12 protein-coding genes are annotated in these 15,972 nt (G+C 65.7%); 9 read left to right on the top strand and 3 right to left on the bottom strand.

Annotation, left to right across the window (positions count from 1 at the left end; all coding sequences use genetic code 11):
• The first annotated feature begins 31 nt into the window (after positions 1 to 31).
• Positions 32 to 907, top strand: coding sequence for an EamA family transporter (locus KB879_RS13660; RefSeq protein WP_041228913.1), 876 nt, complete (start codon positions 32 to 34; stop codon positions 905 to 907).
• 24 nt (positions 908 to 931) lie between these two features.
• On the opposite strand, the gene KB879_RS13655 is transcribed toward KB879_RS13660, so the two are convergent.
• The 3 genes from KB879_RS13655 to KB879_RS13645 all read right to left on the bottom strand — a co-directional run bounded on the left by KB879_RS13655 (position 932) and on the right by KB879_RS13645 (position 4,247).
• A complete protein-coding gene (locus KB879_RS13655) occupies positions 932 to 1,624 on the bottom strand; it encodes a GntR family transcriptional regulator (protein ID WP_013953340.1) in 693 nt (230 codons plus the stop codon).
• Between the two features lie 120 nt (positions 1,625 to 1,744).
• On the bottom strand, positions 1,745 to 3,358 hold the full coding sequence (locus KB879_RS13650) for a glucan biosynthesis protein (protein WP_013953339.1): 1,614 nt from the start codon (positions 3,356 to 3,358) through the stop codon (positions 1,745 to 1,747).
• 133 nt (positions 3,359 to 3,491) lie between these two features.
• Positions 3,492 to 4,247, bottom strand: coding sequence for a TerC family protein (locus tag KB879_RS13645; RefSeq protein WP_013953338.1), 756 nt, complete (start codon positions 4,245 to 4,247; stop codon positions 3,492 to 3,494).
• 205 nt (positions 4,248 to 4,452) lie between these two features.
• Here KB879_RS13645 and KB879_RS13640 point away from each other — a divergent pair, with 205 nt between their 5' ends.
• The 8 genes from KB879_RS13640 to oxc all read left to right on the top strand — a co-directional run bounded on the left by KB879_RS13640 (position 4,453) and on the right by oxc (position 15,970).
• The gene (locus KB879_RS13640) at positions 4,453 to 5,430 is read left to right on the top strand and encodes a 2-dehydropantoate 2-reductase (RefSeq protein ID WP_013953337.1); all 978 of its coding nucleotides are present in this window, start codon (positions 4,453 to 4,455) and stop codon (positions 5,428 to 5,430) included.
• Between the two features lie 276 nt (positions 5,431 to 5,706).
• Positions 5,707 to 6,426 carry a GntR family transcriptional regulator gene (locus tag KB879_RS13635; RefSeq protein ID WP_011617427.1) on the top strand — a complete coding sequence of 240 codons (720 nt, stop codon included), beginning with the start codon at positions 5,707 to 5,709 and terminating at the stop codon, positions 6,424 to 6,426.
• Between the two features lie 357 nt (positions 6,427 to 6,783).
• Complete coding sequence (gene frc, locus KB879_RS13630; protein WP_153953438.1) at positions 6,784 to 8,016, top strand: formyl-CoA transferase; 1,233 nt, start codon at positions 6,784 to 6,786, stop codon at positions 8,014 to 8,016.
• A 138-nt stretch (positions 8,017 to 8,154) separates the two neighbouring features.
• Positions 8,155 to 8,937 (top strand): fumarylacetoacetate hydrolase family protein, encoded by a 783-nt coding sequence (locus tag KB879_RS13625; protein ID WP_211981718.1) that lies wholly within the window; start codon positions 8,155 to 8,157, stop codon positions 8,935 to 8,937.
• A 37-nt stretch (positions 8,938 to 8,974) separates the two neighbouring features.
• Entirely contained in the window at positions 8,975 to 10,537 is a 1,563-nt protein-coding gene (locus KB879_RS13620) for a Re/Si-specific NAD(P)(+) transhydrogenase subunit alpha (protein ID WP_153953439.1), read from the top strand.
• A 15-nt stretch (positions 10,538 to 10,552) separates the two neighbouring features.
• Positions 10,553 to 11,950 carry a Re/Si-specific NAD(P)(+) transhydrogenase subunit beta gene (pntB, locus tag KB879_RS13615; RefSeq protein ID WP_013953333.1) on the top strand — a complete coding sequence of 466 codons (1,398 nt, stop codon included), beginning with the start codon at positions 10,553 to 10,555 and terminating at the stop codon, positions 11,948 to 11,950.
• Between the two features lie 355 nt (positions 11,951 to 12,305).
• The gene (gene oxlT / locus KB879_RS13610) at positions 12,306 to 13,649 is read left to right on the top strand and encodes an oxalate/formate MFS antiporter (protein ID WP_013953332.1); all 1,344 of its coding nucleotides are present in this window, start codon (positions 12,306 to 12,308) and stop codon (positions 13,647 to 13,649) included.
• A gap of 581 nt (positions 13,650 to 14,230) precedes the next feature.
• The gene (oxc, locus tag KB879_RS13605; protein ID WP_013953331.1) at positions 14,231 to 15,970 is read left to right on the top strand and encodes an oxalyl-CoA decarboxylase; all 1,740 of its coding nucleotides are present in this window, start codon (positions 14,231 to 14,233) and stop codon (positions 15,968 to 15,970) included.
• Positions 15,971 to 15,972: the final 2 nt, after the last annotated feature.

Genomic DNA, 15,972 nt, shown 5'->3' with positions numbered 1-15,972 from the left:
GTGGATGCCTGCGCAATATGCCTTCCCGACCATGCCCCCGCTTGTCCTGCTGTGCCTGCTGATCACCTATGTTGTCTGGGGCACGACCTACCTGGCGATCCGCTTTACGCTGGAGAGCTTTCCGCCGCTGTTCATGATGGGCACGCGCTTCCTGTGCGCGGGCTTGCTGCTGGCCGCCTGGCTGGCGTGGCGAGGCACGCCGATGCCGCCGTGGCGGCTGTTGCGCAACTGCGCGGTGCCGGCGCTGTTCCTGCTGGTGGGCGGCATGGGCTTGACCGCGATTGCCGAGCAGACGATTTCTTCCGGCGCCACCACGGTGATGATCGGGTCGATGCCGATCTTCGCGCTGATCTGGAGTGCCTGCTTCGGCAACCGGCCGAAATGGTATGAGTACGTGGCGATCGCGATTGGCAGCCTGGGCATCCTGGTGCTGACCGCGGGGGCGGAATTCCGCGTCAGTATCGGGGGCGTGGTGGCGCTGATGCTGGCCGTGGCGAGCTGGTCGTTCGGCTCGCAGCTGGCGCGCCGGCTGGAACTGCCCCAGGGCGCCGCGGCATTTGCCGCGGAGATGCTGATCGGCGGCGCGGTGTTGATGGTGCTGTCGGCGCTGCGGCAGGAGCCGTGGCCGGCATCGGTCAGCGCGCAGGCCGGATGGGCCTGGATCTACCTGGTAGTGGCGGGGTCGCTGGTGGCGTTCTCTGCCTATATGTACCTGGTGTCCACGGTCAGCCAGACGCTGTCGGCCAGCTATGTCTATGTGAACCCGCCGGTGGCGCTGGCGATGGGCGCGTGGCTGGGCGGCGAGCAGATCGCCCCGCAGACGCTGGGTGCGGTGATGCTGATCCTGGTGGCGCTGGCCGTGCTTAGCCTGGGCACGCTGCGCACGGCGCGGACTCAGGCGGCCTGATACTGCCGACTGCCACCGGGCAGATCAACTGCCCGACTGTTCCTGGATCCAGAGCGACAGCCGCACCTTGTAGGCCTGCTGGATATGCCGGCGCGCGATCTGCTCGGCCAGTGCCGGGTCGCGCTTTTCCAGCGCCTCGACCAGCGAGATGTGTTCTTCGTAGGAGCTGCGCGCGCGCCCCGGCACCGCCAGCGTGGTGCGTCCCAGCAGTGCCATCGACTCATGCAGCGAGCGCAGCGTCTTCAGCAGGTAGCGGTTGTGGGCGCAGCGGTGCAGGGTTTCGTGGAAGAGCCGGTTGTTCAGCGCGAGCCGGTCGGGATCGTCGGCGATGGCCAGGTCGCGCTCGACGATATCGCGCAGCAGCGAGATCTCCACGTCGGTGGCGTGGCGCGCGGCCAGCGCGGCCGCGGTGCCTTCCAGCACTTCGCGCATCACGTACAGCTCGCTGACCATGCTGGCGTCGAGCTGGGTGACCATCATGCCGCGGTTGGGCTCGTTGACGACCAGCCCTTCGGACTCCAGCCGCGACAGCGCTTCACGCACCGGCGTGCGCGACAGGCCCAGGGATTCGGCCAGTTCCACCTCGCGCAGCCGCGTGCCGGGGGACAGCTGGCCGGCCTGGATGGCGGCGCGCAGTTGCTGGTAGGCGCGCTCTGAGCGCGGGAGCGATGCGGCCTGGCCACTCTCGGCGGCGCCGGCGAACTCTTGAGAAATCATGTGAGGCTGGCTGATGCGGTTGGACTGTCGTAGCCAGCCATCATACCCGCTCGTGCGCGGCTGACATCACGGCGACGCAATATGGGGTAAAGGGCCTGGCGCGCGGCCGTGCCGGGCGCTTCAGCCCGCCGGTGACTGGAACGGATGGTATTGATAGAGCCAGGTCTCGGACAGCGGCTTGCCGTTCATCCTCAGGAACAGGCGGATATCGACCGGCTGGTTGCCGTCGGCGGTCAGGTCGAACTGGGCACGCCAGTGGCCCGGCACGCCGTTGGGAACGGCCTCGGTGAAGACGTAGGAGAAGGTGCCGCGCGAGGCGGTCAGCACGGCCTCGGGTTTGACGCCGAAGGGCAGTTTTTCCAGCGGCGCGCCCTTGAACTCAACCATGAACTTGCGCACGCCCTTTGGCCGCGGCTGGCCCGGCTGGCCGCCATTGCCCAGGCGCGTGGCCACGCAGCGCGCCAGCGGCGAGGGGAAGGGCTCGTCGGCCTGCCAGTGCAGCCGGTAGCGCAGGCGGTAGGTGCTGCCGGCCTTGGCCGGGGCCTTGGGCACCCACATGGCGACGATGTTGTCGTGGATCTCGTCATCGGTGCGCAGCTCAACCAGCTGCACCGAACCGGCGCCCCAGCCGTCGCGCGGCTCGACCCACAGGCTCGGGCGGCGCTCATAGTTGACGCCGTCCTGGTAGTGGTCGAACAGGCGGTCGCGCTGCAGCAGCCCGAAGCCCTTGGGGTTGTCGTCGGAAAACGCCGAGGCCGTGGTCTGCGGCGGGTTGTTCAGCGGGCGCCAGATATGCTCGCCGGCGCCGTTCCACAGCGCCAGGCCGTCGGAGTCGTGCACCTCCGGGCGCCAGTCGACGGCGGTGCCCTTGATGCCTTCAGAGAACCAGAACATCGAGGTCAGCGGCGCCAGCCCCAGCCGGCCCACATCCTTGCGCAGGAACAGCGCGCATTCCACATCCATGATCACGGCCTTGCCACGCTGCATGACGAAGCGGTAGGCGCCGGCGATGCTGGGGCCATCCAGCAGGGCATAGACCGTGACGGTATCGCCGTTGCCCTCAGGCGTTTCGAACCAGAAATGGGTGAAGGCCGGGAATTCCTCGGACTTGCCGGCTTCGGCCACGTCGATGGCAACGCCGCGCGCGGACAGCCCGTACTGGTACAGGTCGCCGATGGCGCGGAAATACGATGCCCCGAGGAAGGCAACCCAGTCGTTCTTGCGCCAGTCGCGCGTTTTCTGGTCGCCGAGGCGGCTTTCCTGGAAGCGGAAGCCGGCAAAGCCGCTGCCCGGCGGCAGCTTGTGCGCGGGGCTGTCGGCCGGCATGTCGAAGTAGGCGTCGTCGTAGACGATCTCGCGGGCCTTGGCGGGGCTGCCCTTGGCGCGCTCGATCACGTGCATGCGCACCGGCGTGCGGAAGTACGTGCCGAGGTGAAAGAAGGTAACCGGGAACTGCCCGGGGCCACTGGCAAAGAGCGCGTCGTCGGTGCGGAAGCGGATCTTGCCGTGGGCGTCGTAGTCGATGCGGGACAGCACGTCCGCGGGCGGCGACGGCGGCGGCGCGTAGGGCTTGCCGGCCAGCGCGCGGGCCCGTTCGATCAGGGCGTCGAAACCGAATGGCTGGGCCTCGCCGAGCTTGATCCGGCTGGCTGCCAGCACCGACGGGGTAATGCCCAGTGCGGCGAGCGCGGCGGAGGCAGTGGCGGAGACCAGCAGGGTTCGGCGGTTCATCATGTGGCGAGAGCGTCCTTTTATTGTCCGGGGGTTGTGCAGAACTGTAAGAGACGCCGCCGTCCGCGAAAAGTTCGGACACCCTCTGTTACAGGCAGCCGCCCGCAGCCTGACTGCAAGCGGCCGCCGCCGCACATCAGTGCGCCTGCCCGCCGGCCCGGCGCCGCTGGCGCCGTTGCCGCGCCAGCATATTCAGCCCCTCGACCGCGGCCGAGAACGCCATCGCCGTATAGATATAGCCCTTGGGCACATGGGTGCCGAGGCCCTCCGCGACCAGTGTCATGCCGATCATCATCAGGAAGGCCAGCGCCAGCATCACGATGGTCGGGTTGCGGTTGATGAAGTTGGCCAGCGGTGTGGCCGCGAACAGCATCGCCATCACCGCGGCGATCACCGCCACGAACATGATCTGCACATGCTCGGTCATGCCGACCGCGGTAATGATGCTGTCGATCGAGAACACCAGGTCCAGCACCAGGATCTGGCCGATGGCCGAGGCAAAGCTCTGCACCGCCTTAGCCGTGCCGCCTTCCTCGGCTTCCTCGTCCGCCGAGACATGGTGGTGGATTTCGCGCGTGGCCTTCCAGACCAGGAAGGCGCCGCCCGCAATCAGGATGATGTCGCGCCACGACAGCCCCTGGCCCAGGATGGTGAACACCGGCTCGGTGAGCTTGACGATGAAGGCGATGGTGGCCAGCAGGCCCAGGCGCATCACCAGCGCCAGGCTGATGCCGATCTTGCGCGCCTTTTCGCGCATGGCTTCTGGCAGCTTGTTGGTCAGGATCGAGATGAAGATCAGGTTGTCGATCCCAAGCACGATTTCCATGGCCACCAGGGTGGCCAGCGCCGCCCACGCGGCGGGGTCCTGCAGCAATGCCAACGACGCTTCCATGAGGGCTCCGGGTGTCAGGTTGCAGGCTGGCGCCGGACGGTGGTCCGCCCGGGGCACATGCAGGCGTCATGTTAGCGCAGCGCCGCTTGCACGCGCAGTGTGATCCGGAAAGATAAAGGTTGTTTGACGCGGTTGCCATGCGCCTCTATGGAATATAGTATGTGATATATCAAAGCATCTAAATCGGGCCATCAAGGAGACAGCAATGAAAGTGTGTATCTACGGTGCAGGCGCCATCGGCGGCTATGTCGGGGCGCAGCTGGCGCGCGCGGGGGCGGAGGTCAGCTTCGTCGCGCGCGGCCCCCATCTCGCGGCAATGCAGGAACATGGCGTCAAACTGCAGATCGACGGCGAGGAGCGTGTGGCCAAGGTGCGATGCACCAGCGACCCGCGCGAGCTCGGGCACCAGGACTATGTGTTCATCACCCTCAAGGCGCATTCCGTGCCGGGCGTGGTGGACCAGATGCAGCCGCTGCTGGGGCCGGAAACCGCGGTCGTCACCGGCGTCAACGGCATTCCGTACTGGTACTTCTACAAGCATGGCGGCGAGCTGGCCGGCAGCACGCTGGAAAGCGTCGATCCCGGCGGGCGCCAATGGAAGGGACTGGGGCCGGAGCGGGCGATCGGCTGCGTGGTATATCCCGCGGCTGAGATCGTTGCGCCCGGCGTGATCAAGCATGTCTACGGCAAGAAGTTTCCGCTGGGCGAGCCGGATGGCAGCCGCTCCGCGCGCGTGACCCGGCTGAGCGAAATGATGATGGCCGCCGACCTGGACGCCCCGGTGCGCGACAACATCCGCGACGAGATCTGGCTCAAGCTGTGGGGCAACCTGTGCTTCAACCCGATCAGCGCGCTCACGCATGCCACGCTCGACGTCATCACCGCCGACCCGGCCACGCGGGCGCTGTCGCGCCAGATGATGGTGGAGGCGCAGGGCATCGCCGAGCGCTTCGGGGTGAAGTTCCGCGTCGACGTGGAGCGGCGCATCGACGGCGCCGGTGCGGTGGGCGCGCACAAGACCTCGATGCTGCAGGACCTGGAGGCCGGGCGGGCCATGGAAATCGACCCGCTGCTGACCGTGGTGCAGGAAATGGGACGCCTGGTCGCGCAGCCCACGCCGATGTGCGACGCCGTGCTGGGGCTGATCAAGCAGCGCGACACGATGGCCAAGCTGGCTGCCTGAGCGCGGCTGGAAACAGGGGATACCGCCGGGTCAGGTATCCCCTGGCGCACGCCAGGCGCGCCAAGATGGCGTGCGCCGGGCTTGCGAAGCGAGAAAGGCAGGGCGATAGTGATATACCATATACGACAGACCGCGCACCGCTACTGTGCCGATGCATGACAACAACGCATTGTTTGATGCGTTTTCGTAATGGGTCAGGCGTTTTTGCTAAGCTGTGCGGCAATGCGGGGGTAGCCATTCCGGCCACCCTGCCGCTGGTCTCACACGAGCTCATTCATGTCTGCGCAAAGCCAATCCATCGTCCAGCCCAACGGGCTGGCCTTGTCCGTGCAACCGATCAACGCCGGCGCAAGCCTGCGCGACCAGGCCTACGCCATGTTGCGCCAGGCCATCGCCGACGCTGACATCTACCAGTCGCGCGACGAGATCCGCCTCGATGAGCGGGTGCTGAGCGAGGCCATGGGTGTCAGCCGCACGCCCATCCGCGAAGCCATGACGCTGCTGGAGCAGGAAGGCTTCCTGCGCACCGTGCCCCGGCGCGGCATCTACATCATGCGCAAGACCAAGCGCGAGATCGTGGAGATGATCCAGATGTGGGCCGCGCTGGAAAGCATGGCGGCGCGGCTGGCCACGGAGAACGCCACCGATGCCGAGATCGCCCAGCTGCGCAGCATGTTCGACAGCTTCCGCGATTCCACCCCGGCCGAGCATATCGAAGAGTATTCCGACGCCAATATCGCGTTCCACCAGGCGATCGTGCAGCTGTCCAAGTCGCACATCATCATGGACACGATCCGCAATATCTTTATCCACGTGCGCGCGATCCGGAAGATGACGATCTCGCAGAGCGACCGGGCGGCACGCTCCATCGTGGACCACCTGCGCATCATCGAGGCGCTTGAGAAGCGCGATACCGAGCTGGCCGAGCGCCTGGTGCGGCAGCATTCGCTGGACCTGGCTGACTACGTGGAACGGCACTGCGACTTCCTCGACTGAAGGCGTGCGGGGCAGGGCGGCAAAACGGCGGACCTGGGTCCGCCGTTTTGCTTTTGTGCGTTTCCGGATGGCGGGCGAGCGTTTCGCGCTATGGTATGTGATATATCAATGCGAAAAAATCCTGGCTGATTGATTCGGGATTTCCCTGGGTTTCCCACTTCCGACAGGCGAAACCGGCCGATTGCTGCATTGCATCGTCGAAATTTGTGTAGCACCGGGCAAACTCCTCTTGCTCTCTTCTGATATATCACATACCGTATGTCATCAAGAGGCCGGAACGGACCCAAGTGAGTACGCGCCGAGCACCAGGAATCAGACCATATACAAGTGAAACCATCGCCCGAGGAGACATCCGAAATGGAAACCAAGGCACTGCAAGGCGTTCGCATCCTGGACATGACCCACGTCCAGGCGGGCCCCTCGGCCACGCAGCTGATGGCGTGGCTGGGCGCGGACGTGATCAAGGTGGAAATGCCCGGCCGCGGGGACATTACCCGCAGCCAGCTGCGCGACGTGCCCAATGCCGACAGCCTGTACTTCACCATGCTCAACAGCAACAAGCGCAGCCTGACGCTGAACATGAAGACGCCCGAAGGCAAGGCGCTGCTCGAAGACCTGGTCCAGCGCTGCGACGTGCTGATCGAGAACTTCGGGCCGGGCGTGCTGGAGCGCGCCGGCTTTGACTGGGACCACCTGCAGGACCTGAACCCGCGGCTGGTCTATGCCTCGATCAAGGGCTTCGGCCCGGGGCCGTACGCGGACTGCAAGGCGTATGAGAACGTGGCCCAGTGCATGGGCGGGTCGGCCTCCACCACGGGCGATGCCGAGGGCGTGCCCACCGTCACCGGCGCGCAGATCGGTGATTCAGGCACGGGCGTGCATTGCGTGGTCGGCATCCTAGCCGCGCTGCTGCAGCGCGAGCACACCGGCCGCGGCCAGCGCGTGGAAGTGGCGATGCAGGACGCGGTGCTGAACCTGTGCCGCGTCAAGCTGCGCGACCAGCAGCGCCTGTCCAACGGCCCGCTGCGCGAGTACCCCAACGAAGAGTTTGGCGACCACGTGCCGCGCGCCGGCAATGCCTCGGGCGGCGGCCAGCCGGGCGCGGCGCTGCGCTGCGCGCCGGGCGGCCCCAACGACTATGTCTACGTCATCATCCAGCCGCAGGGCTGGGAGCCGCTGATGCGCCTGTGCGGGCGCGAGGACCTGATCACCAATCCGGACTACGCCACGCCCGAGGCACGCCTCAAACACCTGACCGACTGCTTCGCCGTGATCGAGAAATGGACCGGCGGCCGCAGCAAGTTCGACGTGATGGCGGCGCTCAACGAGGTCGATGTGCCGTGCGGCCCGATCCTGTCGATGAAAGACCTGATCGAGGACGAGTCGCTGTACCAGCGCGGCTACCTGAAGGAGCTGGAGCACCCGCAGCGCGGCAGCTACGTGCAGCTGGGCTGCCCGATCACGCTCTCGGCGTCGCCGGTGGAGATCGAGCGCTCGCCGCTGCTGGGCGAGCATACCGAAGAGATCCTCGAGTGGCTGGGGCGCTCGCCCGCGCAGATCGCCGCGATGAAGCTGGCCGGCGCGGTATGACGCGAGCCTGACGTCATTCCCGCCTGTGCGGGAATGACGACTCCGGGCGCGAGCCGCCCGCGATCCCATTTCTTCCAAGATCCTGCAACCGACATCCGAGCAGGCAGGGTCTCCCTTTGCCTGCGCAAGGAGCATGCTGTGCAAACCTGGATACGATTTCGCCGCGCCGACGGCAGCATCGGCCATGGCCGCATCGACGAAGCCGATGGCAACCGTGTCATCGAATATGACGGCGACGGTTTCAACGACCCCGCCCCCACGGGGGCCGTGCATGACCGCGCGTTGCTGACGCTGCTCGCGCCCTGTGCGCCGGGCAAGGTGGTGGCGCTGTGGAACAACTTCCATGCGCTCGCGCGCAAGCTGGAAAAGCCTGTGCCCACGCATCCGCTGTTCCTGCTCAAGCCGGCCTCGTCGCTGGCCGGGCCGGGCGATGCCGTGCTGCGCCCCAAGAGCTACGACGGCAAGATCGTCTATGAGGGCGAGCTGGGCATCGTGATCGGCAGCAAGGCGCGCAATGTGTCGGTGGCCGAGGCCGGCGCGCATATCTTTGGCTACACCGTCGTCAACGACGTGACCGCGGCCGAGCTGATCACAGCCGACCCCAACTTCCCGCAGTGGACGCGCGCCAAGGGCTTCGACACCTTCGGCTGCATCGGCCCGGCCATTGTCTGCAGCTTCAACTGGAAAGCCGCCAGCGTCATCACGCGGCTCGATGGCGTGGAGCGGCAGAACTACCCGCTGTCGGACATGATCTTCTCGCCCGAGGAACAGGTCAGCCGGATCTCGCAGGACCTGACGCTGATGCCCGGCGACGTGATTGCGTGCGGCACCTCGATCGGCGTGGGGTCGATGAAGGACGGTGCGGTGGTCGAGGTGGCGATCGCGGGCATCGGCTCGCTGGTCAACCACGTGCGCGGCTGAGCCGGCGCCCGATTCCTTCCATAAAACGGTGAATGCCATGCCAATGACGATCGGTGTGCCACGCGAAGTCCACCCGGGCGAGCGGCGCGTTGCCGCCACGCCCGACTCGGTCAGGGAACTGCTCAAGCTGGGCTACCAGGTGGTGGTGGAGACCGGCGCCGGCCAGGAAGCGTCGTTCTCCGACGCTGACTACAGTGCCGCCGGTGCGGCCATTGTCGACGCGGCCAGCCTGTGGGCCTCGGTCGATGTAGTGATCAAGGTGCGCCCGCCGCAGGTCCATCCCAGCCTGGGCGTGGAAGAGGCGGCGCTGCTGAAGAAGCATGCCACGCTGATCGGCTTTGTCTGGCCGGCGCAGCAGATGGCGATGCTGGAGCGGCTGACGCAGCGCGGCGCAACCGTGCTGGCGATGGACTGCGTGCCGCGCATCTCGCGCGCGCAGAAGCTGGACGCGCTCAGCTCGATGGCCAATATGGCGGGCTACCGCGCGGTGATCGAAGCCGCGCATGCGTTTGGCCGGCCCTTTGCCGGGCAGATCACGGCCGCGGGCAAGATCCCGCCGGCGCGCGTGCTGGTGATCGGCGCGGGCGTGGCGGGGCTGGCGGCCATCGGCGCGGCGCGCAGCCTGGGGGCGGTGGTGCGCGCCTTCGATACGCGGCCGGTGGTGCGCCAGCAGATCGAAAGCCTGGGCGCCGAGTTCCTGACCGTCGAGATCGAAGAGGACGGCAGCGGCAGCGGCGGCTATGCCAAGGAGATGAGCCCGGCCTTTATCGAAGCCGAGATGCGTCTCTTTGCCGAACAGGCGCGCGAGGTCGACATCATCATCACCACCGCGCTGATTCCGGGCAGGCCCGCGCCCAAGCTGCTTGAGGCCGGCACGGTGGGCCTGATGCGCGCCGGCAGCGTGGTGGTCGACCTGGCCGCTGAGCAGGGCGGCAACTGCGTGCTGACCGTGCCGGGCGAAGCGGTGCGCCAGCACGGCGTGACCATCATCGGCTACACCGACCTGCCCAGCCGCATGGCCGCGCAGGCCAGCCAGCTCTATGGCACCAATATCCGCCACCTGCTGACGGAGCTGACGCCGGGCAAGGACGGCCAGCTCGTGGTCGACATGGACGACGAGATGATCCGCGGCGCCACGGTGCTGCACCAGGGCACGGTGACCTGGCCGCCGCCGCCACTGACGGTGGCGATCCCGCAGCAGCAGGCGCCGGCCGCGATGCCGCCGCTGCAGGCCGAGGCCGAGCCGCCGCGCAGCCGCACCGGCGCGACGCTGCTCGCGCTGGTCATCGCGGTGGCTGCGTTGCTGGGCCTGGGCGCGGTCGCGCCGCCGGCTTTCATGGCGCATTTCACCGTGTTCGTGCTGGCGATCTTTGTCGGCTACCAGGTGGTGTGGAACGTCACCGCCGCGCTGCATACGCCGCTGATGAGCGTGACCAATGCCATCAGCGGGATCATCGTGGTGGGGGCGCTGGTGCAACTGGGCAAGCCGTCGCTGGTGACGGCGGTGATTGCCGGCAGCGCGGTGCTGCTGGCCACCATCAATATCGCCGGCGGCTTCCTGGTGACGCAGCGCATGCTCAAGATGTTCCAGCGGGACTAGAGGGGGGAGACAGGGATGCCATCCGGAATCAGCAATATCGCTTACCTGGGCGCCAGTGCGCTCTTCATCCTCAGCCTGAGCGGGCTGAGCCACCCCGGCACCGCGCGCCGCGGCAACCTGCTCGGCATCGCCGGCATGGTGATCGCGGTGCTGACCACCGTGCTGGCGGGCAGCCCGGACGGCATCGCCATCATCATCGGCGCGATGCTGGTGGGCGGCATCGCCGGCGCCATGCTGGCCAAGCGCGTGGAAATGACGCAGATGCCGCAGCTGGTGGCGGTGCTGCACAGCTTCGTCGGCCTGGCCGCGGTGCTGGTGGGCTACGCCAACTACCTGGATACCCATGCGCTGACCGGCGCGGAGAAGGCCATCCATGAAGTGGAGACCTACCTTGGCATCCTGATCGGCGCGGTCACGTTCACGGGCTCGATCATCGCCTTCCTGAAGCTGCAGGGCACCATGGGCGGCAAGCCGATGCTGCTGCCCGGGCGGCATGCCTTGAATGCCATCGCGCTGCTGGTTTGCGTGTGGCTGGGCTATGCCTTCCTGAGCGCGCCCGACGCGCAGCAGGGGCTGGTGCCGCTGGCGATCATGACTGGGATCGCGCTGCTGGTCGGCGCGCACCTGGTGCTGGCCATCGGCGGCGCCGACATGCCGGTGGTGGTGTCGATGCTCAACAGCTACTCCGGCTGGGCCGCGGCGGCTACCGGCTTCATGCTCGGCAACGACCTGCTGATCATCACCGGCGCGCTGGTGGGATCGAGCGGCGCCATCCTCAGCTACATCATGTGCAAGGCGATGAACCGCAAGTTCCTGTCGGTGATCCTGGGCGGCTTCGGCGCGGTGCAGGCGCAGGGCGCGGCGACCGAGCAGGGCGAGGTGCTGCCGGTGTCCAGCGAGGAAGTCGGTAACCTGCTCAAGGACGCCAGCGACGTGATCATCGTGCCTGGCTACGGCATGGCCGTGGCGCAGGCCCAGGGCACCATCAGCGAGATCGCGCGGCGGCTGCGGGCGCAGGGGGTCAATGTCCGCTTCGGCATCCATCCGGTGGCGGGCCGCCTGCCCGGGCACATGAACGTGCTGCTGGCCGAGGCGCGCGTGCCGTACGACATCGTGCTGGAGATGGAAGAGATCAACGACGACTTCGAGAAGGCCGACGTGGTGCTGGTGGTGGGCGCCAACGATATCGTCAACCCCGGCGCGCTGGAAGACCCAGGCAGCCCCATTGCCGGCATGCCGGTGCTGGAGGTGTGGAAGGCCCGCACCGTGGTGGTGTCCAAGCGCAGCATGGCGGCGGGCTACGCCGGCGTGGACAACCCGCTGTTCTACAAGGACAACACGCGGATGTGGTTTGGCGACGCCAAGGGCAGTGTCGACGCCTTGCTGCGGCAGTTGGAGGAAGCCCCGGCCTGAGGTGAGCATTCCGGATCCGTTCGCGCTTTGTTCAACCCAGCGTCGCCCCCTGCTCTTGCGGGGCGACGCTGGCTTTTGTTGCTGGTACGGATCGAAGGCATCTGGTCGGGCGCCGGACCATGGACGAGCCGCGATGGAACCCGCGAGGCGATTCATGCCGGTCAGTCATATATAAATGATCGTGAATAGATACGATAAAAAACTTTAAGACCTGTCAAATTAAGCTTCAGGTAGCATGAATCCACGACTTCATGTGCCGCAATGCCAGGCGCCGGTCTAGATGTGAGAAGGGCAACCCACAAAGCCCTGATGTGCCCGTTGAGGCACAAACAAACGGTACCAGGAGACAAGACAGATGGCGCAATTTGAAGCATCGGCCTCGGCCGGTCACGGCAACGTGAACGGCCGCGGGCTGCAGAACCGTTGGATCCAGCTTGCAATCGGCGTGGTGTGCATGGGGCTGGTGGCGAACTTGCAGTACGGCTGGACCCTCTTCGTGTCACCGATGGACGCCAAGCATCACTGGGGCGCGTCCGCTATCCAGGTGGCATTTTCCATTTTTATCGTGACTGAAACCTGGCTGGTGCCGCTGGAAGGCTGGCTGGTGGACAAGTTCGGCCCGCGCCCGGTGGTGGCGGGCGGGGCCATCTGTGCGGGACTGGCCTGGGTGATGAATTCCTATGCGACCACGCTGCCGGAGCTGTATGCGGCCGCGGTGATTGCCGGCATCGGCGCGGGCGGCGTCTACGGGACCTGCGTCGGCAACGCGCTGAAGTGGTTCCCGGACAAGCGCGGCCTGGCAGCGGGGCTGACGGCGGCGGGTTTCGGTGCCGGCTCGGCCATCACGGTGATCCCCATCGCCAACATGATCCAGAGCTCGGGCTATGAAAAGGCCTTCCTGACCTTCGGCATCCTGCAGGGCGTGTGCATCTTCGTGCTGGCACTGCTGCTGGTGAAGCCCAAGGCGCCCAAGGGCGCGGTGGCGGCCAAGGCGGTGCTGACCAATCCGGTCGAGTTCTCGCCGGGGCAAATGGTGAAGACGCCGGTGTTCTGGCTGATCTACGTCTGCTTCGTGGCCGTGGCAGCGGGCGGGATCATGGCGACGGCCCAGCTCGGGCCCATCGCCAAGGACTTCGGCTTCGCCTCGATGCCGGTGACGATGCTGGGCATGACGCTGCCGCTGCTGACCATGACCTTGTCGATCGACAACTTGTGCAATGGCTTTACGCGGCCCCTGTGCGGCTTCCTGTCGGACCGGTTCGGGCGCGAGAACACCATGTTCGTGATCTTCATCGGCGAAGGTCTGGCGCTGCTCGGGCTGATGCAGATGGGGCACAACCCGTACTGGTTCATGTTCTTCGCGGCGCTGACCTTCCTGTTCTGGGGCGAGATCTTCTCGATCTTCCCGGCCTTGTGCGCCGATACCTTCGGCAGCAAGTTCGCGGCGGCTAATGCGGGCACCCTGTACACGGCGAAGGGCACGGCGGCGATGGTGGTGCCGCTGGCATCGATCCTGTCGGCCTATGGTGGCTGGGGAGCCGTGTTCTCGGTGGCGGCGGTGGTGACGATTGCGGCGGGGATCTCGGCCAAGGTGTTCCTGGCGCCCATGCGCAAGCGCTTTATCACCGGGCATGCCGAGGCAGTGCGCGTGTCCGACGCCGCGTTCCTGGCTGGCATGTCGCCGCGTCAGGGGGAGTAATCCCAGGCTGAAGGATAGGGGAGCCCGGCGAAGTCTGCCGGGCTTCGGAGTGAGGTCAGATCATTTCTATTAGTGGACGCGCTGGTGTTCGCGGAGGACGCCAGTGCGTGGCAACGTGTTCCAGAGGGCCGGAAAGTCGCTGGAATTTTGGTATGTAATATATCTGTATGCGTAATCCAGCTGAGATCGCAGGCTTCGACATGGCCCGGGAATCTGTGCCGATTGCGCATGAATAGCGTCCTTTCAGGAATTGCGCTGACTTAGCCGTAGTTACCTGCAAGATTGCTGCACTGCACCGACGAAACTTGAAGAACTAGTGGAAATTACTCTTGCGTCGTTCTGATATATCACATACCGTATGTCATCAAGAGCAGGGGAAACGATCGGGCGCCGCAAGGCAAACGTGTAGCAACAGTGAAGGGCGAGAAGGCGAGAGAGCCCCCGCCCCGAAAAGAATTCAACGAGGAGACCAAGACATGTCCGAAGTCGTCGCAGCCAAGCGGGTCGGGAGCACCACCGCGGAAGACACCCTGAAATAAGAGAACTCCAACCCCAGTCAATTTGCATAGAAGGAAGCAACCATGGCAGAAGTCGGAAACGAGTTGCAGCGTCACGCCGCGGAAGAACATCAGGCACAAACCGATGGTTTTCATCTGGTTATCGACGCGCTGAAGCTGAATGGCATCGAAAACATCTACGGCCTGCCGGGCATTCCGGTCACCGATCTGGCTCGTCTGGCGCAGGCCAACGGCATGCGCGTCATCAGCTTCCGTCACGAGCAGAACGCAGGCAACGCAGCAGCGATTGCGGGCTTTCTCACGCAAAAGCCGGGCGTCTGCCTGACCGTGTCTGCGCCTGGCTTCCTGAACGGGCTGACGGCGCTGGCGCATGCGACCACCAACTGCTTCCCGATGATCCTGATCAGCGGCTCGAGCGAGCGCGAGATCGTCGATTTGCAGCAGGGTGACTACGAAGAGATGGACCAGCTGGCCATCGCCCGTCCGCACGCCAAGGCTGCCTTCCGCGTGCTGCACGCTGAAGACATTGGTGTCGGGATCGCACGTGCCATTCGTGCCGCCGTGTCGGGCCGTCCGGGCGGTGTGTACCTGGACCTGCCGGCCAAGCTGCTGGGCCAGTCGATGGAAGCCGAGAAGGGCCGCAAGTCGCTGATCAAGGTGGTGGATCCGGCCCCGCGCCAACTGCCTGCACCGGACTCGGTCGACCGTGCCGTCGCGCTGCTGAAGAGCGCCAAGCGCCCGCTGATCCTGCTGGGCAAGGGTGCCGCGTACGCACGCGCCGAAGCGGATATCCGCACGCTGGTCGAGAAGACGGGCATTCCGTACCTGCCGATGTCGATGGCCAAGGGCCTGCTGCCCGATACGCACCCGCAATCGGCCTCGGCCGCACGCTCGTATGTGCTGGCTGAAGCTGACGTGGTGTTGCTGGTCGGCGCCCGCCTGAATTGGCTGCTGTCGCACGGCAAGGGCAAGACCTGGGGCAAGCCGAAGCAGTTCATCCAGATCGACATCGCGGCGACCGAGATGGACAGCAACGTCGCCATCGCCGCGCCGGTAGTGGGTGACATTGGTTCGTGCGTGTCGGCGATCCTCGATAAGGTCGGCGATGACTTTGCCAAGCCGGGCGCCGAGTGGCTGAACGCGGTGGCCGACCGCAGGGACACGAACCTGGCGAAGATGGCCGAGACCTTGGCTAAGTCCAAGGATGTCTCGCCGATGAACTTCCACGGCGCGTTGGGCGTGCTGAAGGATGTCGTCAAGGCCAATCCGGGCATCTCGTTTGTCAACGAAGGCGCCAACACGCTGGACTACGCCCGTGCGGTGATCGACATGTACGAGCCGCGCAAGCGCCTGGACGTGGGCACCTGGGGCGTGATGGGCGTGGGCATGGGCTACGCGGTCGCCGCGGCGGTCGAGACCAACAAGCCGGTGCTGGCGCTGTGCGGTGACAGTGCGTTCGGTTTCTCTGGCATGGAAGTCGAGACGATCTGCCGTTACAACCTGCCGGTCTGCATCGTCATTTTCAACAACAACGGCGTCTACAAGGGCATCGACGTGAATCCGACCGGCGGCAAGGATCCGGCGGTCACGACATTCGTCCCGGGCGCCCGCTACGACAAGATGATGGAAGCGTTCGGTGGCGTCGGTCACAACGTCACCACGCCGGCGGAACTCGAAGCTGCGGTGAACGAAGCCCTGCGCTCGGGCAAGCCCACGCTGGTCAACGCTGTCATCGATCCGGCTGCTGGCACCGAAAGCGGTCGTCTGACCAATCTGAATCCGCAAAGCTCGGCCAAGAAGTAATT

This window comes from Cupriavidus sp. KK10, from assembly GCF_018223725.1.
In the GTDB taxonomy this organism is placed as follows: Bacteria; Pseudomonadota; Gammaproteobacteria; order Burkholderiales; family Burkholderiaceae; genus Cupriavidus; species Cupriavidus necator.
This window is presented reverse-complemented; position numbering and strand designations above follow the sequence as displayed.